This is a genomic window from Pseudomonas guariconensis (genome assembly GCF_900102675.1).
Taxonomy (GTDB): Bacteria; Pseudomonadota; Gammaproteobacteria; order Pseudomonadales; family Pseudomonadaceae; genus Aquipseudomonas; species Aquipseudomonas guariconensis.
In genome coordinates, this window is sequence record NZ_FMYX01000006.1 from 291993 (window position 1) to 313298 (window position 21306).

Genomic DNA, 21306 nt, shown 5'->3' on the forward strand with positions numbered 1-21306 from the left:
CAGCGCCAGTTGAATCCCTGGAGCTGGCCAAGCCTGCGATGGGCCGCGACGCGGCCCCAAGCGGTCCATTAGTAATCTACCCGCCCGGTATGGTTGTTCAGAGAGATGACCCGAGTCTTGCCAATCCGGTGGCGGAAGATCTCGCGCAGGTATTTCACTGCTTTCTTCACGCACTCGCGTGACAGGCGGATGTCGTTGATCGAGACGAAGCGGCTCTTGTCGTTGATCAACTCGCGGTACTTCTTCTCGTACATCGGTTTGATCGCGTACCAGTTGGTGTCGAGGATCTTGGCCGGGTTTTCGAACTCGTTGAGCAGGTCGTCGATGCGTTCTTCGGCGAAGTGCTCGCTGGTGATGAATTCGAGGATGGCGTTGTCCAGCGTGTCGTCGAAGCGGTACGGGGTACGCGCGAAGCAGCGCTTGATGAAGGCCACGATCAGTGTCAGGAAGTCGTCCGACAGGCACGGACTCTTGGCGATCAGGGTGGTCAGCGACAGATTCGCCGAGGCGCCGATGACCAGCGCGTAGCGCTTGAGCGTGGTATTGGGGAACAGGCTGTTGAGGTGGGTCTTGAGCCGGTTCAGGTCCATGTACGACAGCTTGTAGTCCTTGGGCAGCGACACGATCGACACCACCGAGGAGCAGTTCTTGAAGAAGTGCAGGTCATGCAGGGCCGCGGCGTCATAGCCGGAGGCTTGGTATTGCTCGAGCGCCGCGCGGTAGCGACGCGATTCGATCGGCAGCAGGCTGATCCCTTCGATGGCTTGGGTCTGCTTGTTGAAGTGCGGCAGGTCGATGGAGCGGAAGAACAGATCGTCGATGTCCAGCCGCGGGCTTTCCTTCTCGAACACCTTGAACTTGTCCGAAGCCGGCGCAGGGCGCTCCGGCACCACCGACTCGGCATAGGCGATGGCGACCGGGCCTGCCAGGCTCATGAACAGGTCGTTGGCGTCCAGGCGAATGGTTTCGCCAATGTCGATGCCGGCGCGACGGAAGTAGTTCTGGTCGTAGTCGGTGGTCACGGCCTGGGCCGTAAGGATGTTGAAGATCTGCTGGGAGATGTACTGGTTGGCGTGCTTCTCCATGGCGTTGACGTCGATGTTCTGGATCGTGCCGTCGTCGCTTTCCTCGGCGTAGCGCATGATGTCGTTGGAGATGAGCATCATGGCATTCCAGGGGCGGATGCGCCCCATGACGCTGGCTTCGCTGCTGTCTTCGTTATCGAAGTTGTACGAGAAGTCCCATTCTTCCGACAGGTACTTGCACAACAGGCGCCCGGCATTGATGTGCAATGCCTCGGACATCTCGCTGCGGTGGTCGGAGATATTCGGCAGCACGCAGATGCCGCTGGTGAAGATCGGTTCGAAGACGAACGAGTGACCGCTCTTGCCGTCGTTCTCGTCGGCTGGCTTGGTATCGAAGGTCTTGTTCATGTACGAGTACTGCTGGGCCAGGCCGAATTCCGAGGCCATGCCCGAGCCGGTACCGCCGCCGGCGCTGAAGATGTAGAAATACAGGCGCGACTGGTTGGCTTTGATGCCGCAGGAGTCGATCAGGTACGAGTGGATCAGTTTCCAGTCGGCGCTGGAGAAACGCTGGGTGTCCTTGTTGAGGATGATCTTGGCCAGGTACTGGCCTAGGATCGGCGCGTTACCGGCCCCGCCGGCGTGGACCTCGGATAGATCCATGATTTTCATCTTGCTGTAGTCACGCAAGAATCCACCGCGCTCGCCTTGGCGGGAGAAGCGGATGCGCCCGGCAATGTCCTTGTCCAGGTCACCGAGCATCACCAGCGGCTCCACCAGAAACACCGGCTTCATGGCCTTGTTCTGTACCAGACGCAGGTTCTGGCGGATCCAGCGCGCTGGGCTGTAGCCAGTTTCGCCTTTGTGCCGATCCTCGTTGTTGAACTCGTTGAGGAAGAATGTCCGGGCGTTGTAGACCAGCTCGGCCACGTCAAGGGCGATGTTCGAGCCACAGCGGCCCAGGCCGATCAAGCACACCGAAGGGAACTGTTGCTCCAGGCGCAGCTGGTTCTCATCCTCGGCGTGCAGGTTCTGCGGAAACACCAGGTCGCGCAGGCCATCGAGATTATCGAGGATGCGTTGGATGTCCGGTTCGGTGTAGTACAGGTATTGCTGCGTGGGCACACTGCGCAACGGCGCGAGGTCCCGGGCGGCACCCGTGGGCAGGGGGGAGGGGATCGACGACTCGGGCACCGCATTGGCAGAAGTAGTTGTTAGGGTCATAGTGCGCCATTTGCCTTGGGTGGTGGGCCGTCGGACAAGTTATGTCATCTAGCCATCACGGGTGGGATTACGCGACTGTATCGTCTGTTTGTCATGCTTCTTTAATCGTCTGCTTGGAGTAGTTCATGAGTACTGCATTGCCTTCGCTGGGGTTCGCCGGAATCGGACTGATGGGATTGCCGATGTGCCAGCGCTTGCTGGCGGCGGGTTACCCGTTGACGGTCTGGAACCGCAACCGGCAAAAGTGCGCCGAACTGGTGGCGGCCGGTGCGCGCCAAGCCGCCAGCCCCGCCGAGTTGTGCCGCGACACGGATATCGTGCTGCTGTGTCTGGCCGATACGGCTGTGGTGCGGGAGGTGGTATTCGGCGAGCAAGGTATTGCCCAGGGCGGACGTGCCGGCCAGCTATTGGTGGATTTCTCCAGCCTGGAGCCGACCGCTACCCGTGAGATGGCGGCCGAGCTTGCCGCGCTGTGCGGCATGGCCTGGCTGGATGCGCCGGTCTCCGGCGGTACTCCGGGCGCCGAGGCCGGCACGCTGGCGATCATGGTGGGAGGCGAGGCGCAGGATCTGGAGCGCGTGCGCCCAGTGTTGTTGACCCTGGGGCAGCGGGTCACGCACATGGGCGGTGTGGGGGCAGGCCAGGTGACCAAGGCCTGCAACCAGATGATCGTGGCGTGCAACGCGCTGGTCATCGCCGAGGTTGTCGCGCTGGCCGAGCAATCGGGCGTTGACGCTCGCCTGATCGCCGAGGCCCTGGCTGGGGGCTTTGCCGACTCCAAGCCACTGCAGATCCTGGCGCCTCAAATGGCTGAGAGTCGGTTCGAGCCGATCAAGTGGCATGTGCGCACGCTACTCAAGGACCTGGATACCGCAGTGAAATTCTCGCGCGAGCAGGGTTCGGCGACACCGGTCAGTGGCCTGGCTGCGCAACTGATGCGCTTGCACGGTAGCCAGGGGTATCTGCAAAAAGATCCGGCGACACTGGTAGAGCTGTATCGCAACAAGGACTGAACGTTGGCGCTTGGCCGTCGAGGCGCTCGAGGATCGGCTGAAGTTCGGCCAGGGGCACCGGGCGGCTGAGCAGGTAGCCCTGCAGGAAATCACAACCGTGGGCGGCGAGGAAGGCATGCTGCTCGGTGGTCTCGACGCCCTCGGTGACGACCTGCAGGTGCAGGGTGTGGGCCATGATGATGATCGCCTGGACAATCTCGCGATCCTTCTGGCTCCCCGGCACGTCCTGGATAAACGACCGATCGATCTTGAGTACGTCCAGCGGCAGGCGCCTGAGGTAGGCCAGTGATGAATATCCAGTGCCGAAATCATCGATCGACAGGGCCACGCCTTGGGCGCGGATGCGCTTGAGCAGGCTGACGACCCGCTGGATATCGCCCATCAAGGCATTCTCGGTAACTTCCAGCTCCAGTTGACGAGCGGACACCCCGGCCTGGAACAGCGCCCTTTCCACTTCATTGGGCAACTCCTCGCGGCCAAGGGTCACCGCCGAGCAATTGACCGTGACCTTGAGGTTGCTATAGCCGTGGCGATTGAGCTGCGCCAGGTCATGACACGCCCGGCGCAGTACCCACAAGTCCAGATCGGCGATCAAACCGTTGGTTTCGGCGATACCGATGAAACGGTCCGGACTGAGCAGGCCGTGCTGGGGGTGCTGCCAGCGCACCAGGGCTTCGAGCTTTGCGACCTGGCCATTGTGCAGGTCGAAGATCGGCTGGTAGTGAACGCACAGTCCTCGCTCTTCGAGCAGGGCCACGCGCAGCTCTTCTTCCAGTTGCAACTCCAGTGTCGCGCGCGTCTTCAGGCTGCTGTTGAAGAAGTTCAGGCTGTTGCGCCCGCAACCCTTGGATTGGTACAGCGCCAGATCAGCATTCTTGAGCAGCTCTTCGGCCGTGCGTCCGTCATCAGGGAAGATGCTGATGCCGATGCTGGTGGTCATGACCATGCGCCGGCCGCCTAGGTCGATCGGGTCCTTCATTCTCTGCATGATGCGCTGGGCCAGGTGGCGTGCTTCGTCGCGGTTGTTGAGGCTGGTGACGATGCAGAACTCGTCTCCGCCAAAACGGGCTACCAGATCCTGGTTACGGGTTGCGGCCTTGATGTGGCCGGCGATGACCTTGAGCAGCTCGTCGCCTGCGGCGTGGCCAAGGCTGTCGTTGATCCGTTTGAAATGATCGATGTCCAGGAACATCACCGCCAGCCGGTTTTCGCTGTTGGCGTGTTCACACAGGCGTTCGGCGAAGACTTGGTTGAAACCGCGGCGGTTGACCAGGTTGGTAAGGGCATCGTAATGGGCGGCCTGCTGCAGGGAGGCGCGCGCCTGGTCCAATTGGCTGAGCAGGACATTGACCCGACGTAGGTCGTGCTCTTTGCTCTGCAGTTTTCTGTCGGACAAGGCGGCGCTGATGCTGCTACCGCTGATCAGAAGGGTAATCAAGGCGACGGTCAGGCCCAATTGCAGACTGTTGTCGGCCGAAGGCAGACGCAAGGCAGTGTCGACGGGAACCACCAGCGTCATGGCAGCCATGTTGATGAAATGCGTGCCGATCAGGCCGCCTGCTATCAGCAGGCTGGCGGCGTACTTGCTGGCCAGATGCAGGGTGCCGCTGCCTCGGCTGAAAAAACGTCCCATCGACAGCACCAGCAGGCTGGCGCCGAGGGTGACGGCCAGCGCCAGGAACGTCAGGACGGGTTCGTAGAATTGGTTGGCGTTGATCTTAAGGCCCGCCATCCCCGCGAAATGCATGAGCACGATGCCCAGCCCGGTCAGCAGGGCGCTTTGCACGTAATGGCCCAGACGCATTTCGTCCCGATCGAGACTGTTCATCGCGAACCAGGCGGTGAGCAGGGCGATCAGCAGTGACAAGCCGGTCATCGGCACGTCGTAGCGAATATCGACCGGTGCCTGCAAGGCCAGTGTGCTGATGAAGTGCAGCGCCCAAATGCCGGCGGCCAGACAACAGGCGCCCAGCACACGCCATTGCCGTCGGGCCATGGGGTCTTCGCTCTGGCTCTGGCGTTCGGCCATGTCCAGCGTCGCGAAACAGGCAATGCAGGCCACCCCATAGGCCAGCAGAACCAGCAGGGGGTCATGGCGGCAGTCCAGGAAGATCTGGCCGGTAGTTGGCAGCTTGGCGAACAATTGCAGTCCCAACCACTCCATTGCATGCCTCTTCGTCGAGTTCGCACTCGTCCCCAAAAAAGCCGGTGGAGACCGTTCTGCAGCAGTATAGAAATGAGTGGTTAAGCCTTCCTGATTAATGGCACTTTGATTTCAACCATTTGGATATTGGCTTAATAGCGCGCGGATCTAAGCTTGGCGGTGAGCGCCAGCGCCTACAGGTCGTCGAAACACGGTAGGCGCTGGCGAAGCCTGCGCGAGGATGCAGATCAGCCCGCGACCAAGACGCGGATCGCCTCCAGGCGCAGGGCGGCTTTTTCCAGCATGGCCAGGCCTTCTTCGCGCTGCTTGCGCAGGGCGTCGATTTCGCTGTCGCGTACGCTCGGGTTGACGGCCTTGAGCGCGGTCAGGCGGGCCAGTTCTTCGTCAGCTTCGGCGGCCAGGCGGCGCTGCGCCTCGGCCACGCGCTCTACATGGCTAGGCATGACCTTGGCTTCGCCGCTGGCGATGCGCTTGGCCAGTACATCGCGCTGGGCTTGGACGAACTTGTTGGCGCTGGCCTTGGGCACGCTTTCCAACTGGTCATTGAGGGTTTCGAAAGCCACACGAGGGCTCAGGTCGTTGCCGTTGGCATCGAGCAGGCAGCGCAGGGCCGCCGAAGGCAGGTAACGACCCAGCTGCAGGCTGCGAGGGGCGACCACTTCGCTGACATAGAGCAGCTCGAGCAGCACGGTGCCAGGCTTGAGCGCCTTGTTCTTGATCAGCGCCACCGCGGTGTTGCCCATGGAACCGGACAGCACCAGATCCATGCCGCCCTGGACCATCGGATGTTCCCAGGTCAGGAACTGCATGTCCTCGCGCGAGAGCGCCTGGTTGCGGTCATAGGTGATGGTCACGCCTTCGTCGTCGCCCAGCGGGAAGCTGGCGTCGAGCATCTTCTCGCTCGGCTTGAGGATCAGCGCGTTTTCCGAGTGGTCTTCGCTGTCGATGCCAAAGGCGTCGAACAGGGTTTCCATATAGATCGGCAGGGCGAACTGGTCGTCCTGTTCGAGAATCGCCTCCACCAGCGCCTGACCTTCGCCCGCACCACCGGAGTTGAGCTCCAGTAGCCGGTCGCGGCCGCTGTGCAGCTCGGCTTCCAGACGCTCGCGCTCTGCACGGGCTTCATCTACCAGCGCCTCCCAGGCCTTGCTATCGCCCCCTTCGAGCAGCTGCAGCAGGCGCGGGCCGAACTGGTGCTGCAAGGCGTTACCCGTCGGGCAGGTGGCCAGGAAGGCGTTAAGGCCCCGGTGGTACCACTGGAACAGGCGCTCCTGCGGGCTGTCCTGCAGGTAGGGGATGTGCAGCTCGATGGTGTGTTTCTGGCCGATACGGTCCAGGCGGCCGATGCGCTGCTCGAGCAGATCGGGGTGGGCCGGCAGATCGAACATGACCAGGTGGTGGGCGAACTGGAAGTTGCGGCCTTCGCTGCCGATTTCCGAGCAGATCAGCACCTGGGCGCCAAACTCTTCGTCGGCGAAGTAGGCAGCGGCGCGGTCGCGCTCCAGGATACTCATACCCTCGTGGAACACCGTGGCCGGAATGCCGGAGCGCACGCGCAGGGCGTCTTCCAGGTCCATGGCGGTCTCGGCGTGGGCGCAGATCACCAACACTTTGGTGCGCTTGAGCATCTTGAGGGTGTCGATCAGCCAGTCGACCCGCGGATCGAAGCGCCACCAACGCTCGTCGTCGCTGGTTTCGCCCTGGGCCTGGAAGGCCACTTCCGGATAGAGCTCGGCACGTTCGCCGCTCGGCAGATCGTGGTATTGCGCCGGATTGGCCAATGGGTAGGGGTGCAGCTGGCGCTCCGGGAAGCCCTGGATCGCCGCGCGAGTGTTACGGAACAGCACGCGGCCGGTACCGTGGCGATCGAGCAGCTCACGGATCAGGCGTGCGCTGGCCTGGCTGTCGCCGTCGGTGACAGCGGCCAGCAGCGCTTCGCCCTCGGCACCGAGGAAGCCTTCGATGGTGGCGTGGGCCTTGGGTGACAGACGGCCTTCGTCGAGCAGTTCCTGAACGGCTTCGGCAACCGGGCGATAGTGCTCGCTCTCGGCGCGGAAGGCGGCCAGGTCATGGAAACGGTTGGGGTCGAGCAGGCGCAGGCGGGCGAAGTGGCTGTCCTGGCCCAATTGCTCGGGAGTGGCGGTGAGCAGCAGCACGCCCGGGATGACCTGGGCCAGTTGCTCGACCAAGGCGTACTCGGGGCTTGCCTGTTCTTCGTGCCAGACCAGGTGGTGCGCTTCGTCGACGACCATCAGGTCCCAGCCAGCGGCGAACAGAGCGTCCTGGGCCTTCTCGTCTTCGACCAGCCACTCCAGCGCCACCAGCGCGAGCTGGGCGTCTTCGAACGGGTTGCTGGCGTCGCTTTCGATGAAGCGCTCCGCATCGAACAGCGCCACTTGCAGGTTGAAGCGCCGACGCATTTCCACCAGCCACTGATGCTGCAGGTTTTCCGGCACCAGGATCAGCACGCGGCTGGCGCGCCCGCAGAGCAGCTGGCGATGGATCACCAGGCCTGCTTCGATGGTCTTGCCCAGGCCTACTTCGTCGGCCAGCAGTACCCGTGGCGCAATGCGGTCAGCCACTTCACGGGCGATGTGCAACTGGTGCGCGATCGGCTGGGCGCGGCAGCCGCCCAGACCCCACAGGGTCGAGAGCATCTGTTTGCTGGTGTGCTGCAAGGTGTTGTAGCGCAGGGAGAACCACGACAGCGGGTCGATCTGCCCGGCGAACAGGCGGTCGCTGGCCAGACGGAACTGGATGAAGTTGGACAGCTGGGTCTCCGGCAGGACTCGCGCTTGGTTCTGGCCGTCGAGGCCGTGGTAGACCAGAAGGCCATCGGCGTCCTCGACCTCGCGCACGGTCAGCTTCCAACCCTCGAAATGAGTGATCTGGTCGCCAGGCGAGAAGCGCACGCGGGTCAGCGGCGCATTGCGCAGGGAATACTGGCGGGTGTCGCCAGTGGCCGGGTAGAGCACGGTCAGCAGGCGGCCATCCTGCGCCAGGATGGTCCCCAGGCCGAGCTCGGCTTCGCTGTCACTGATCCAGCGTTGCCCCGGTTGATACTGCTGCGCCATACTGCCTGAACTCCCGCGATGAAAAGCCGGCTATGTTAACGGATAGGGCCGGTTAGACCAAAGAGTCTAGCTGTTCATCGACGAATACCGTTGCACAACGAGGGCCCCACGCCACCATGCTTGCCAAGCACCGCTGGTTGTATGCCTCCCTGGCCCTGAGCAGTTTGTTGCTGGCTGCCTGTGACCAGAAAAACTTCGAGACCTTGCCGCCGATTCCCGCCGAGCAGCTGGAAGTGCTGGGCGTGCAGACCCCGATCAAGAGCGTGCATTTCCGTGACCGTGACGGCGAAGGCCTGCTGGTGCTCAGCCGAACCGACGGCCAGGCCACTGACGCCGAAACCGAGCAGGAAGTCGACAAGGTGGTGCTCAAGGCCACCCTCTATGGGCGTAGCGCGCAGGCGGATGCGTTCAAGTCCCGCTGGCAGATTGAACAGGAGACCAGTTGCCCGGGGTTGGATCTGGACGTGGACTTCTACACCGATGTCAGTGATGTCAGCGACCTGAACAAAGATGGCGTCGCCGAACTGACCGTGGCCAGCCATGCCTTCTGTGGTGGCGGTATCGATCCCCATGACATCGCCATCGAGATGCGCGAAGGGCAGGCGGTCTACAGCATTACCGGCCAGTCACTGATCACGCCGGCCGGTGAGGAGCCAGTCGGCGGCGAGCGCGAGGACAGCGCCTCGCTCAAGAGTGCGCCGCAGGTGTTGCGCGATCATATGGATGCGGTGTGGCAGCAGGTCTACAAGCGGCCCTGGAGCGAAACCAGTCCATCGGCCGATGAGCCGACCGAAGATGACGTCGAGGTCCAATGAAGGCGGTGTCCTATACTCCGGGCACCTGACCATGAAGGGGCTTGCGAGCGGTCGCTCAAGGCGGCCGGGCGTTGGCCGATACAAGGGTAACAGGAGACGATTTCCATGCTGCCGCCCATCATTCCGCTCAGCGCCGCACCGGTGACTTCGCAACAGGATCCGGTCAAACAGACCCCGCCCATTCCGCCGGTGGTCCCCGCGCAGCCCAGCTCGAGCGACGGCACCATCGATCTGCGTCACCAGCGCGACCCGCAGGAGCAGGCCCTGTTGTTGCGCGAAGAGCAACGCCGGCAACAACAGCAGCGTCAGCAAAAAGATCAGGACGAGCCGTTCAGCGCTGTGCCGGATGATGAGCTTAACGCCGACAACACTGTACCGGTATCGCCGCTGGGCGAGCGACCGCGCCAGGGGCTGCTGGTGGATATCGAAGTCTGAGCTGGTCAGCATCGGCGTCAGGCTTCATCATGCAAGCCTCTGCTGTCAGTCGAGCCTGCCATGAGCCAAGACAACCTGATCGATTTCGATGCCGAGCGCAGCAAGCGCATCCATGACCTCAAGGAAAAGCGCCTGAACGAAGTGCGCCAGGCCTTCGAACAGGCCATGCCGTTGGGCAAATCCAAGAAGAAGCCCAAGGGCAAGCCGAAAAAACGCTGAAATTTGACGCATGTCAAATCTGTACACGCCTCGCGTGCCCGCCCCCGGGCACCATTGACGCCCGTCAATTTTTTCCACTCCCGCATTCGTTACCTTGCATCCATCGGACAACGGCAAACGAACGGGAGGCCGACATGTTCTTCGACAACGTGGTTATCGCCGGTGTGGTAACGGTCGGGTTGATGTTGGTGTTCTTCGCCGGTCTGGGCATTTTCATCTGGAAGGACTCGAGCAAGCGCAAGTCGCGCTGATCCTTCCCGATTCACGAGCACGCAAGGCATTTAGGGCGACTTCGGTCGCCCATTTTTTTGCCTGTGTTTTCGCTATCCGCGTAACTGCTGATGCAGATGGAGCGGGAGTGGATCCAGAATGATGCTTAGCTAGCTAATCAAACGATTCCGCTTTATCCTTGCGCCGTTGTCTATCTTTCATCCATTACCGCTGCGCAAGGCCCGATTCCGTGCCCATCACCCTCACGGCCCTTTTTGCTCCCACCCCCCTCGCTGTCAAGTTCGCCATCAAGACCTTGCTCGGTGGGGGGCTGGCGCTGTGGCTGGCCATGCGTTGGGGCCTGGAGCAACCTTCCTGGGCGTTGATGACGGCTTTCATCGTGGCCCAGCCGCTGTCTGGCATGGTGGTGCAGAAGGGCCTGGCCCGGTTGGCTGGGACCTTGGTAGGCACGTTCATGTCGGTGGTGTTCATGGGGCTGTTCGCCCAGACACCGTGGTTGTTCCTGCTCACTTTGGCGTTGTGGCTGGCGCTGTGTACGGCGGCGTCCACCCAATTACGTAGCGCCTGGGCTTACGCCTTCGTGCTGGCCGGCTATACCGTTGCGATCATCGCCTTGCCGGCGATCAACCATCCGCTGCAAGTGTTCGACCAAGCGGTGGCACGCTGCACGGAGATCTGCCTGGGGATCGTCTGCGCCACCGCCACCAGCGCCTTGCTCTGGCCGCTGCGGGTCGAACAGCAGCTCGCAGGCCAGGCACGCCAGGCCTGGCAGAACGGCCTGCAGGCATGCAGCGCCATGCTCGGTGGCGAAGACGAAGCGCGTAAGGGGCTGTTGGAAATTCTGGGACGAATCGTTGCCATCGATGCCCAGCGCGAACACGCCTGGTTCGAAGGACACCGCGGCCGTCAGCGCGCCCGGGCCATTCGTGGATTGAGCCAGAAATTGATGATGCTGCTGCGTATTTCGCGATCGGTGCGGCGCCAATGGAGCCAGCTTGACGAGACCGAGGCCGGTCGGCTGGCGCCATGGCTGGAAGAGGTTCGCGCACAGTTGATCGCGCCTGAACCCGCGAACCTGCTGCTGTTGCGCCAGCGCCTCTGGGATGCAGCCCATGACGGGCAGATCAGCTCTGCCGAGCATTACTGCCTGGCGCGCCTGACTCTGTTGCTGGATTTTGCCATGGCTGCGACCCAGGCTTTGCAGGACGTGGAGCAGGGCAGGGCTCCCAAAGAAGTGTCCCAGAGCCTGGCCGCTCACCGGGATTTGCCGTTGGCGCTGTTGTTTGGGTCGCGCAGCGCCTTGGCGTTCCTGGCCATGAGCAGTTTCTGGCTGGCCACTGCATGGCCGGCGGCACCGGGTGGATTGGTGCTCACTTGTGTGGTCTGCAGTTTGTTCGCCAGCCGTGAGAACGGTGCGCAGATCGGGCTGAGTTTCCTGCGCGGGATTCTCCTGGCAATCCCAGTGGCGTTTCTGGTGGGACAGATCCTCCTGCCACAGTGGAGCAGCTTCGCGATGCTATGCCTCGGGATGGGCGTGCCGCTGTTCTTCGGTGCTTTGGGCATGGCGCACCCGCGCACAGGCGCCACGGCGACCTCTTATTGCCTGCATTTCATCGTGCTGGTGGCGCCACTGAACACCATGCATTTCGATGTGGCTGCCATGCTCAACAGCGCCCAGGCCATGTTGATCGGTGTGGGGGCGGCGGTGTTGGCGTTTCGGCTGCTGGTGCTGCGTCATCCGGCCTGGCTCGGTCGGCGTCTGCGCAAGGCGACTCAGGGCGATCTGGTGCGCCTGACCCGCCGTGACCTGCGGGGAGCCGATAGCTGGTTCGGCGGGCGCATGGCCGACCGTCTGATGCAGCTGGCGCGACACGCCAGCGAGCTGCCGGAGGCTGAGCGCAAGCGTTGGGACGATGGGTTGCACGGCCTGGATATCGGCGATGAGCTGGTGCATCTGCGCATGTGCCTTGCCGTCGCTCAGGCGCCGTTGGCTGCAGCCGAGCGTCATTACTTGCAACAGTTGGAAGCAGTGCTCGCCAGCGGCCCGGCGCCGGGCCGTGGTCAGCGCCTGGACGCGGCCAGCGAGCAATTCATCGAGGCCCTGCGTCGCCAGCCGCCAAGCGACCCGCTACACCTGGCAATTGGCGCGGTGCTGCAACTGCAAAGAAGCTGGGGCAACTGGTGCCGCCGGCAGGAGGAAATCCATGGGCTTGCGTGAGTGGGCGCTGGGCGGCGTATTGCTCAGCCCGTTTCTGGTCTATGTGCTGATGGCCCTGGCGCTTACCGGATTGCTGCGTCTGGTGGTGCAGGCCACGCCTTTGGGGCGCTGGATCTGGCACGAAGCATTGTTCGATGCCGCATTGTTCGTTTGTGTTCTGTCCCTGGTGGTGCACCTGCTAGGGCCTTTGTAAGGAGTGAAGTCCATGCGTACAGCCGTACGTACCCTGGTCACCCTGTGTGTGGTGGCGCTGGCGGTGTTCGCCGGTTACCAGCTCTGGCAGTACTACATGCTCACCCCCTGGACGCGGGACGCACGGGTCCGCGCGGACGTGGTGGTCATCGCCCCGGACGTCTCCGGATGGGTACGCGAGCTGAAGGTCCATGATAATCAGCAGGTCAAGGCCGGCGATGTGCTAATGAACATCGACCGCGAGCGCTTCCAGGCCGCCTACGACCAAGCCAGCGCTGTGGCCGAAACCCGTGCCCAGCAATTGCGCCTGCGTGAGCGCGAGGCGGCCCGGCGCACTGCGCTCGGCCCAGAGGCCATCAGCGCTGAGCTGCGCGAGAACGCCCAGATCAACGCGGCGATCGCCCGTGGTGAACTGCACGAAGCCCAGGCACAGCTGCAGGTGGCCAAGATAAACCTGGACCGCAGCGAAGTGCGTGCGCCGCGCAGCGGGCACATCACCAACCTGCGTCTGGCCCAGGGCAACTACGTCAACACCGGGCAATCGGTGATGGCCTTGGTGGACGACTCGACTTTTTATATCCAGGCCTATTTCGAGGAGACCAAGCTGTCGCGCATTCGCGTGGGCGACCCGGTCAAAGTCTGGTTGATGGGCGCAGGTGAGTCGATCGATGGGCACGTGGAAAGCATCAGCCGCGGCATCACCGACAGCAACAGCAATCCCGACAGCCAGTTGCTGCCGGAGGTCGAGCCGACCTTCAACTGGGTGCGCCTGGCCCAACGGATCCCGGTGCGCATTCGTCTTGACCAGATCCCGGAGGGCATGAACCTGAGCGCGGGCATGACGGCCAGCGTGCAGGTTCATGAGCAGGCGCAGCGCTGAGCGCCGGCTTAGAGGAACATGCCGCCGGATACTTCCAGCCGTTGGCCGGTAATCCAGCCGTTGCCGTCTTCGAGCAGCAGGGCGATTGCCGCGCCGATGTCATCGGGCAGACCGACCCGGCCCAGGGCTGTGTTACCGGCAATGAAGTCATTGACCTGCTGGTTGTCGCGAACCACGCCACCGCCGAAGTCTGTCTCGATCGCCCCAGGGGCCAGGATGTTCACACGAATGCCCCGGGCTCCTAGCTCCTTGGCCTGGTAGCGGGTCAGCACCTCCATCGCACCTTTCATGGCCGCGTAGGCGGCATAGCCAGGCAGGGCGAAGCGGGTCAGGCCGGTGGAGATATTGACGATGCTCCCGCCATCGACCATCAGCGGCAACAGGCGCTGGGTCAGGAAGTACGGCCCTTTGAGCTGGATGTTGAGCAACTGGTCGAACTGGGCCTCGCTGGTCTCGGTGAACGGCACGTTCAGCCCGATGCCGGCATTGTTTACAAGATAGTCGAAACGCTCCCGGCCAAAGTGCTGTCGCAGGGTCTGGCCTACACGCTCGGCGAAGGTCGCGAAATTGGCGTTGTCACTCACATCCAATTGCAGCATGGCGGCTTTCACTCCGGCCAGTTCCAGGCGGCGTGCGAGCGCTTGGGCTTCGTCGGCCTTGCTGTGGAAGGTGCCGATGATGTCGATGCCTCGCGCGGCCAAGTGTTCTGCGGCGTTCTTGCCCAGGCCTCGGCTGGCGCCGGTGATCAAAGCGAGTTTGCGGGTCATGTCGGTTACCTCGTTGATGGCTGTGGGTAACAGACTATTGGTCTGCACAGGGGTGATAAATCCGGTATTTATGGAAATACTGTTCGAATATTTTGGACAATGAGCGACGTTTCAATGAACAAGCTGGAGCTGCTCCGCACTTTCGTCAGGGTCAGTGAACTGTCCAGTTTCACCCTGGCCGGCGACAGCCTGGGGTTGCCGCGATCAACAGTGTCTGAGCAGATTCGGGCGCTAGAGCATCTGCTGGGCACCCGGCTGTTCAACCGCACCACCCGACGTGTGCAGGCCACTCAGGACGGCATGCTGTTGTATGAGCGCAGCAAGAATCTGCTGTCGAGCATGGAAGAAATCGAGGGGCTGTTTCGTGCTGACGATGTTGATCTGACGGGGCGTTTGCGCATCGATTTGCCGACCATGATGGCCAGGCAAGTGATCATTCCGGCGCTGCCTGGGTTCCTGGATCGCTACCCGCGTCTGGAGGTGGAGATCAGTTGCACCGACCGGCGGGTTGATCTACTGCGCGAAGGCTTCGACTGTGTGCTGCGAATTGGTGTGCTGAACGACCTGGACGTGGTGGCGCGACCGGTTGGCCAATTGAGCATGCGCAACTGCGTAAGCCCAGGGTACCTGGCGCGTTACGGTGAGCCGCGCAGCCTGGAGGATCTGGCTGAGCATCGCCTGGTTCATTACGTCGGCACCCTGGGCGCGCGCAGCCCAGGGTTCGAATACGAGCGCAACGGACAAGTGCATGTCCAGGCCATGACAGGTGCCGTGACCGTGAACAACGCCGAGGCCTACTCGGCGGCCTGTCTGGCAGGCCTGGGGCTGATCCAGGTGCCCGCTGTGGGCGTCGCCAATCATCTGCGTAGTGGTGCGCTGGTCTGTGTGCTGGAAGGGTTTCAGGCCCAAGCCATGCCGGTGTCGTTGTTGTACGCCCGGCAGCGGCATGTACCGCGCCGAGTCCAGGTGTTCATGAACTGGCTGGCCCAGGTGCTGGCGTCCCAGGTCGATCCACAGGCAGACGAAAACTGAACAGCGTCCCCGTCTGCGGATTGGACACGACGTCCATACGCCCACCGTGGGCCAGAGCAATCTGGTTGGCGATGTACAGCCCAAGGCCCAGCCCTTGTTGCGGCCTGTTGGAGAGCGGCCGGGAAAACGGCTGGAACAATTGCGCCAGGGTATGCGCCGGGATCGGCTCGCCCAAGTTGTGCACGCTGAGCACGAAAGTGCCGTCACGTACGGCGGCGGTGATGGTCACCGGCCCATCGGGGGCGCCGTGGGTCAGGGCATTGGCAATCAGATTGGAAAGTAGCTGCATCACTCGTTCCCGGTCGCAATACAGTCCGCCCAGATCGCCGATGTTCAGCACCATCTGGCGCTGCGGATGGACACGCTGCAATTCCGAGGCGACGTGGCTGAGCGCGCCATGCAGATCGTGGCAGGGCTGCACGTTAAGTGTGATGCCGGCACCGAGGCGACCACGGGCAAAGTCCAGCACATCACGCACCAACTGCGAGGCACGTTTGCCGGAGGTTAGGATGTGTCGTGCGATGACACGGTTACGCTCATCCTGCAGGCGCTGGATGAGCAGTTCGGCACCGGCGGTGATGGCGAACAGCGGATTGCGCAGATCATGACCGAGGACGGCGATGAACTGCTCGCGCACTTCGGCCATGGCCCGTTCCTTCTGAAGGGCGCGCTCGGTGCGCTGGGCGCTTTGTTCGCTTTCTATCTGGATCGCCAGCAGCCGGGCAAAGGACTCCATCATGGGCTGGATTGCGCTGCCTTTGAGCGGTGCGGGCTGTGAGTCGAAGGCGATGATGGTGCCGAAGAAACTGCCATCGGTGCGCAGCACCGGCACCGAGATGTAGCTTTCGAAGCGGTAGATCCGCGGTGCGTGATGCTGGCAGTACTGCTCGTCCAGGCTGGCTTGGTCGATCACGATGGTCTGCTGGCTGCTGCGGGTTTCCTGGCACAGGGTAGTGGTCACGTCCAGTTCATCACCAGGTCGCAGGCCCATGCCCAGGTTGTCCAGTACGGCGCAGGCGACCCAATTGTTCTCGGTGACCCGTGCTACGGCAGCAAAACGCAGGCCTGTGGTCTCGCAGATCACTTGCAGGATGGCCGGAACGGCGTTGATGCGGCCAATGATGGCGATGTCGGCACTGAGGTCGATGGCCATGACGGTCCGATGTCCGTGGCGGTAGGAAGATCAGTCTAGCGGGCCGATGGTGGGAGCATGGAAAAACTTGGCGAACGGTCTGCCACTTGCGCTAGGCTGGCCGTGCGCGTCGCCCGAGAAGAGGCGACCGCTCCCGCCCGGCGTGCGTCCTTTCGACATCAATTGCGAGGTACGTATGACCATCACATCCCTGGATATCTGCAATGCCGCCGACCAGCTCATCGGCTTCGTCGGCTACCACGGCAAGCGCGGCACCCATATCGTGCGCTTTAGCGAAGACGCCTTCGGCATGGATGTGGCCGATGAAAGCATCACACCCTGCAGCGAATTCGTCTGGCGCCCTGTGCAAGGCGCCCGCATGGCCCTGTGCCGCGAGCGCCTGGCACTGTTGTTGGCCCAGCATGTGGATGATCGGCTTAATATCGGCGAGCCGCTGCGCCTCTACCTGCGTCGTGGGGATCTTCCGGAGATCATCGCCGAGCGCCGGTTGCGTTGAATGCAAGGCTCAGAGCGCGCCACGCTGGTCGCTGCGCGCCTTGAGCAAACACTCGAAATGCTGGCGATCCAGCGGGCGGCTCAGGTAGTAGCCCTGGACTTCGTCACAGCGATCCTTGGCCAGCAGCTTGAGCTGTTGCTCGGTTTCCACTCCTTCGGCGGTCACCTCCAGGCCCATGGCCCGGCCCAGGTTGATGATTGCCTGAACCACGGCGCGATCGTTGCCGCTCGGGTTGCCTAGGCCTGCGATGAATCGCTTGTCGATCTTGATGCTGTCGAACGGGTAAGTCCGCAAGTAGCCCAGGGAAGAATAGCCGGTGCCGAAATCGTCCATGTTCAGGCGTACGCCGAGCTCCTTGAGGGCGAGCATGGTGCCTAGGGCGCCCTCGATGTCGTTGAGCATGACGTTTTCGGTGATTTCCAGCTCCAGGCGCTGGGCCGGAAAACCCGTGTCCAACAGGATTTCGCGTACATCCGCCACTACGTTGCTACGGGAAAACTGCGCCGGCGAAAGATTGACCGAAATCAGCAGGTCCTGGGGCCAGTCTCGGGCGCTTTGGCAGGCCTCGCGCAGTACCCATCGGCCGAGGGCGACAATGAGATCGCTTTGTTCGGCTAGAGGAATGAAGGTATCCGGGCCGAGCAGACCTTCCTGGGGATGCTGCCAGCGCAGGAGCGCTTCGACCGAAACGATCTGAAGGTCCCGCAGGCGATACCGGGGTTGATAGTGAAGCACGAATTCTTCGTGTTTCAGGGCGCGGCGAAGGTCGTTCTCCAATTGGCGGCGATACTGGATCTGCTGATTCATCTGCGCATCGAAGTAACGCCAAGTGTGCTTGCCTTCGCCTTTGGCCTGGTAAAGGGCGATGTCGGCGCAGCGTATCAGCTCCCCGGCATCGTAGCCTTGGGCGCGGCTCTGGGCGATGCCGAGGCTGGCGCCGATGTGCAGTGCTTGGTCTTCGAATAGGATGGGCTGCTGCAGCAGATCGATCAGTCGGGCACAGAAGCGATCGACTTCGCTGTGATTGTCCAGTCCACTGAGTACCAATACGAACTCGTCTCCGCCCAGGCGTGCTACCAGGTCACCTTCGCGGGTGGTATCGCGCAGGCGCGTGGCGACTTCCAGCAGCACGGCATCGCCAGCGGCATGGCCAAGGGCGTCGTTGATCGGCTTGAAGTTGTCCAGATCCAACAACAGCAAAGTCAGTGGCGGCGCGTCGCTGCCACGCAGCAGCGCCTGTTCCAGGTGGCGGGCGAGCTTGTTGCGATTGGCAAGGCCGGTGAGGGCATCGTGCATCGAAAGGTGCTGGATACGCGCATGGGCGTCCACTTCGTCGGTGATATCGCTGGCGGTACCGCGAAAACCGTTGTGCTTGCCCTCGAACAGGATCGGCCGAGCCGAGATCCGGCAATAACGGTTCTGGCCGTTGTGATCCCGGTAGGCGCAACGCAGGTTGGCCAGCTGCTGCGGGTCGGCCTGCGCCTGGCTGTCCAGCCAGGAGGAGAGGGGAGTGGTGTCGCAAGACAGTAGTTGGTTCAGCGGCTGGCCCAGCCAATCTTCGACGGCGTAGCCGGTGACTCGCACGAAGCGTTGGGACAGGTAGGTCAGGCGCTGTTGGCGATCGGTTTCCCAGATCCAATCGGACGCTGCCTCAGCGACGGCGCGAAAACGCTGCTCGCTGGCCTCCAAGGCCTGGTTGCTCTGCTGCAGGCGTTGCAGGCTCAGCTCGACGGCACGCGAGCCCTGCAACACCTGGCGAAACAGGTAGAGCATCACCAGCCCCAGTACCAGCAATGCCCCAGACAGAGGCGGGAGTACCGCCCAGAGCAATTGCCTGCCCGGTTGCGGGCTGCTCCAGGCCAGGCTGTAGCCGGTGTCGCCCAGCGTGATGCGAGGATGGCTGCGGGCATCGATCGCGTCTTTTTCCAGGTGCAGGTCGGTCAGGCCGGCGCCTTTACCGAGCTGGGAGAGCTTCGGTCCGGTCAGTTCATCGACGAACAGCATCACCGGTGCGTCGTCCACCTCGCTTGGCTCGACGTCTTTGTCCGGGCGTACGGCGGCGGCGCTGAGCACGGCCGGTGAACCGTCGAGCAACACAAACTGGGTCACCTGTTCCCGAGCAGGGGCCGCCGCGCGGGCTTCGGTGATAATCGCCGCCAAAGGTCCATCGATGAGGGCGCTGGCCGGCGAGTCGGTCGGCTTTCCTCTGAGCAGGGCATAAGTGGTGCGCTGGTCGTCCACCACGAAGACGCCTTCGTAACCACTGGCGGTGTACAGTGAATCGCCGATGTTCTTCTCTTCGTAAGCCCAATGCCAATCGACCTGGCCGGCCAAGTGCTGGTAGGCGGCATCCCACACCGCATAACTGGACAGGAACTGACGCGAAGCCTGCAGTCGTTGTTCCAAGGCCTGGGTAGCCTGGAACGTGCTGCGTTCCTGCTCCTGTCGATCGAGAATTCGGGCAATGTTAAACAGTGCGCCTAGAGTGACCAGAGCGGCGAGTATAAACAGCAGGGAAAAACCAATGATCAGGCGACGAACCTGCAAGCGCGGAGCAGGGGTGCTGGGCGAAGAGTCGACATGCCTGTCCATGCGCGAGAGCTCCTTGATGAACTGCATCCCTGGTGCGCGGCGGCCTGGGGCAGGTTCAGTCAGGATAGGCCAGCTTGCGCGTGGCAGCGCCGTCCTGGGAGAAATTCACTTGGTCACGTTTTTCGCGCTTGGCTGCACTGTTCGGGAGACTTGGGGTCGGCTGTAAGGGGCCCAGCCCGCTACTGTTGTGTGTGGGGCACGTTTATCGCATAAGCCGCATTAATGTTGTTCAGCATCAATTCATCGATGAAAAATGGCCTCGCAGGCTATTTCACGGTTAAGCCAATCACTGTGGAGTACCATGAACGCCTTGCTTTTGGTCGGAGTGCTACTGCTCATGTTGCCCCTTGACTCTAACGCTGGTGGGGCGGCGCCCCATCGGGATGGGCGTTTTCATAACCAGGCCATCCTGCCTCAGGACGGCGCTCTGAAAAAACTGCGTATTGGCTTGAAGTACCTGTTCCTGCGCAAGCCCCCCGGAACACGCCCGACCGCATCCATCAGCCTGCAGCCGATGACCCGTCAACAAGTGCTTGATGCGCCGGACCACAGCCTCTGGCGCCTAGGGCATTCGACGGTACTGCTCAAGCTGCGCGGACGCTTCTTTATTACTGACCCGGTGTTCGCCGAGCGCGCCTCGCCCGTGCAATGGGCTGGGCCGCTACGTTTCCATGCTCCGCCCCTGAGCCTGGAGGAGCTGCCGCCGTTGACCGCAGTGATTCTTTCCCATGACCACTTCGATCACCTCGATGAACAGACGATTCGCCAGCTGGCGCCACGTACCGGGTTGTTTCTGACACCGCTTGGCGTGGGAGATCTCTTGATCAGTTGGGGGGTGCCTGCAGCCAAGGTGCGTCAGCTGGATTGGTGGCAGGAAATCGAGGTTGAAGGCATTCGCTTGGCGGCAACCCCGGCGCAGCACTTTTCAGGACGTGGCCTGTTCGACAGCAATCGCAGGTTGTGGGCGTCCTGGGTGGTAATGGATGAAGCGTTGCGTCTGTTCTTCAGTGGAGATACCGGCTATTTCGACGGCTTCCGTCGGATTGGCGAGCGCTACGGGCCGTTCGATCTGACGTTGATTGAAACCGGTGCCTACAACCTGGCCTGGCCCAACGTGCACATGCAGCCGGAGCAGAGCTTACAGGCCCACCTTGACCTGCGCGGGCGCTGGTTGCTGCCAATTCATAATGGAACCTTTGACTTGTCCATCCATGGATGGCAGGAGCCATTCGAGCGCATTGTTGCCCTGGCCTCGCAAGCGCAGGTGCGTTTGTCCACGCCACAAATGGGTGAGCGGGTCAGCCTGGATTCCCCGCATGAGGGACAGAACTGGTGGCAGCCGCGGCCGGTTCGTGAGCGGGGCAGGATGATCGAACGAGATGTTGTGACACGCTAAGGACATTGTTTTGAAGTTTTTGTGAAATAACTGTTGACGGGGTTTCGAATCCCCTTATAATGCGCCCCACTTCCGACGCAGTCGAAACGCAAAACTCCTTGATAATCAACGAGTTGAACGCTTCAGGTAGTATCGGAAGGGCTTCGGTCTTCTGATCGGCAGCGGTGAAAAAGGCAGTTGACAGCAGGTTTTAACGCTGTATGATTCGCCTCCCGCTACGAGAGATCGCAGCGAGTTAAGCGGTTGAAGTTGAACGGGTTTCTCGGAAAAAACTTCAAAATAAACGCTTGACAGACTTAGAGGAAAGCGTAGAATGCGCGGCCTCGGTTGAGCAAAGCGCTTAACCAAATCGCTCTTTAACAATCGAATCAAGCAATTCG

Annotated in this window: 17 protein-coding genes; 11 read left to right on the forward strand and 6 right to left on the reverse strand. The window is 62.0% G+C overall.

Annotated elements, in window-relative coordinates; all coding sequences use genetic code 11:
• Positions 1 to 68: 68 nt before the first annotated feature.
• On the reverse strand, positions 69 to 2249 hold the full coding sequence (locus BLS27_RS12925) for a hypothetical protein (RefSeq protein WP_043215121.1): 2181 nt from the start codon (positions 2247 to 2249) through the stop codon (positions 69 to 71).
• Positions 2250 to 2374: 125 nt separating this feature from the next.
• Between BLS27_RS12925 and BLS27_RS12930 the strand changes: the two genes are divergently transcribed.
• Positions 2375 to 3262, forward strand: coding sequence for an NAD(P)-dependent oxidoreductase (locus BLS27_RS12930; RefSeq protein WP_043215117.1), 888 nt, complete (start codon positions 2375 to 2377; stop codon positions 3260 to 3262).
• Here BLS27_RS12930 and BLS27_RS12935 read toward each other — a convergent pair.
• Both BLS27_RS12935 and rapA read right to left on the reverse strand, forming a co-directional pair.
• The gene (locus BLS27_RS12935) at positions 3162 to 5426 is read right to left on the reverse strand and encodes a putative bifunctional diguanylate cyclase/phosphodiesterase (RefSeq protein ID WP_043215115.1); all 2265 of its coding nucleotides are present in this window, start codon (positions 5424 to 5426) and stop codon (positions 3162 to 3164) included. The two genes, BLS27_RS12930 and BLS27_RS12935, sit on opposite strands and share 101 nt — an antisense overlap.
• A gap of 227 nt (positions 5427 to 5653) precedes the next feature.
• Positions 5654 to 8500: an RNA polymerase-associated protein RapA gene (gene rapA, locus BLS27_RS12940; protein WP_090345077.1), complete on the reverse strand. Its 2847-nt coding sequence runs from the start codon at positions 8498 to 8500 to the stop codon at positions 5654 to 5656.
• Positions 8501 to 8616: 116 nt separating this feature from the next.
• Between rapA and BLS27_RS12945 the strand changes: the two genes are divergently transcribed.
• From BLS27_RS12945 to BLS27_RS12970, 7 genes are all read left to right on the forward strand, one after another.
• On the forward strand, positions 8617 to 9315 hold the full coding sequence (locus BLS27_RS12945; RefSeq protein WP_090345079.1) for a M949_RS01915 family surface polysaccharide biosynthesis protein: 699 nt from the start codon (positions 8617 to 8619) through the stop codon (positions 9313 to 9315).
• Between the two features lie 105 nt (positions 9316 to 9420).
• On the forward strand, positions 9421 to 9750 hold the full coding sequence (locus BLS27_RS12950; RefSeq protein WP_043215108.1) for a hypothetical protein: 330 nt from the start codon (positions 9421 to 9423) through the stop codon (positions 9748 to 9750).
• 60 nt (positions 9751 to 9810) lie between these two features.
• On the forward strand, positions 9811 to 9969 hold the full coding sequence (locus BLS27_RS23835; protein WP_090345081.1) for a hypothetical protein: 159 nt from the start codon (positions 9811 to 9813) through the stop codon (positions 9967 to 9969).
• Positions 9970 to 10103: 134 nt separating this feature from the next.
• Positions 10104 to 10220 (forward strand): cytochrome c oxidase subunit CcoM, encoded by a 117-nt coding sequence (gene ccoM / locus BLS27_RS24055; RefSeq protein WP_043215106.1) that lies wholly within the window; start codon positions 10104 to 10106, stop codon positions 10218 to 10220.
• A gap of 209 nt (positions 10221 to 10429) precedes the next feature.
• The gene (locus BLS27_RS12960; RefSeq protein ID WP_090345083.1) at positions 10430 to 12418 is read left to right on the forward strand and encodes an FUSC family protein; all 1989 of its coding nucleotides are present in this window, start codon (positions 10430 to 10432) and stop codon (positions 12416 to 12418) included.
• Positions 12405 to 12611 carry a DUF1656 domain-containing protein gene (locus tag BLS27_RS12965; protein WP_043215762.1) on the forward strand — a complete coding sequence of 69 codons (207 nt, stop codon included), beginning with the start codon at positions 12405 to 12407 and terminating at the stop codon, positions 12609 to 12611. Before BLS27_RS12960 ends, BLS27_RS12965 begins: the two co-directional genes overlap by 14 nt.
• Before the next feature lie 12 nt (positions 12612 to 12623).
• The gene (locus BLS27_RS12970) at positions 12624 to 13490 is read left to right on the forward strand and encodes an efflux RND transporter periplasmic adaptor subunit (RefSeq protein WP_090345086.1); all 867 of its coding nucleotides are present in this window, start codon (positions 12624 to 12626) and stop codon (positions 13488 to 13490) included.
• 8 nt (positions 13491 to 13498) lie between these two features.
• On the opposite strand, the gene BLS27_RS12975 is transcribed toward BLS27_RS12970, so the two are convergent.
• Positions 13499 to 14257, reverse strand: a complete 759-nt coding sequence (locus BLS27_RS12975) for an SDR family NAD(P)-dependent oxidoreductase (RefSeq protein ID WP_090345089.1) — start codon at positions 14255 to 14257, stop codon at positions 13499 to 13501.
• Between the two features lie 114 nt (positions 14258 to 14371).
• On the opposite strand from BLS27_RS12975, the gene BLS27_RS12980 reads away from it, so the two are divergent.
• Complete coding sequence (locus BLS27_RS12980; protein ID WP_090345091.1) at positions 14372 to 15289, forward strand: LysR family transcriptional regulator; 918 nt, start codon at positions 14372 to 14374, stop codon at positions 15287 to 15289.
• Here the strand turns inward: BLS27_RS12980 and BLS27_RS12985 are convergent.
• Entirely contained in the window at positions 15228 to 16442 is a 1215-nt protein-coding gene (locus BLS27_RS12985; protein ID WP_090345093.1) for a GAF domain-containing sensor histidine kinase, read from the reverse strand. The genes BLS27_RS12980 and BLS27_RS12985 overlap by 62 nt on opposite strands.
• Positions 16443 to 16617: 175 nt before the next feature.
• On the opposite strand from BLS27_RS12985, the gene BLS27_RS12990 reads away from it, so the two are divergent.
• Positions 16618 to 16938 carry a DUF2025 family protein gene (locus BLS27_RS12990; RefSeq protein WP_043215770.1) on the forward strand — a complete coding sequence of 107 codons (321 nt, stop codon included), beginning with the start codon at positions 16618 to 16620 and terminating at the stop codon, positions 16936 to 16938.
• 9 nt (positions 16939 to 16947) lie between these two features.
• Here BLS27_RS12990 and BLS27_RS12995 read toward each other — a convergent pair whose 3' ends face one another.
• Positions 16948 to 19530 (reverse strand): bifunctional diguanylate cyclase/phosphodiesterase, encoded by a 2583-nt coding sequence (locus BLS27_RS12995; protein ID WP_090345110.1) that lies wholly within the window; start codon positions 19528 to 19530, stop codon positions 16948 to 16950.
• Positions 19531 to 19831: 301 nt separating this feature from the next.
• Between BLS27_RS12995 and BLS27_RS13000 the strand changes: the two genes are divergently transcribed.
• Positions 19832 to 20926, forward strand: coding sequence for an MBL fold metallo-hydrolase (locus BLS27_RS13000; RefSeq protein WP_090345095.1), 1095 nt, complete (start codon positions 19832 to 19834; stop codon positions 20924 to 20926).
• Positions 20927 to 21306: the final 380 nt, after the last annotated feature.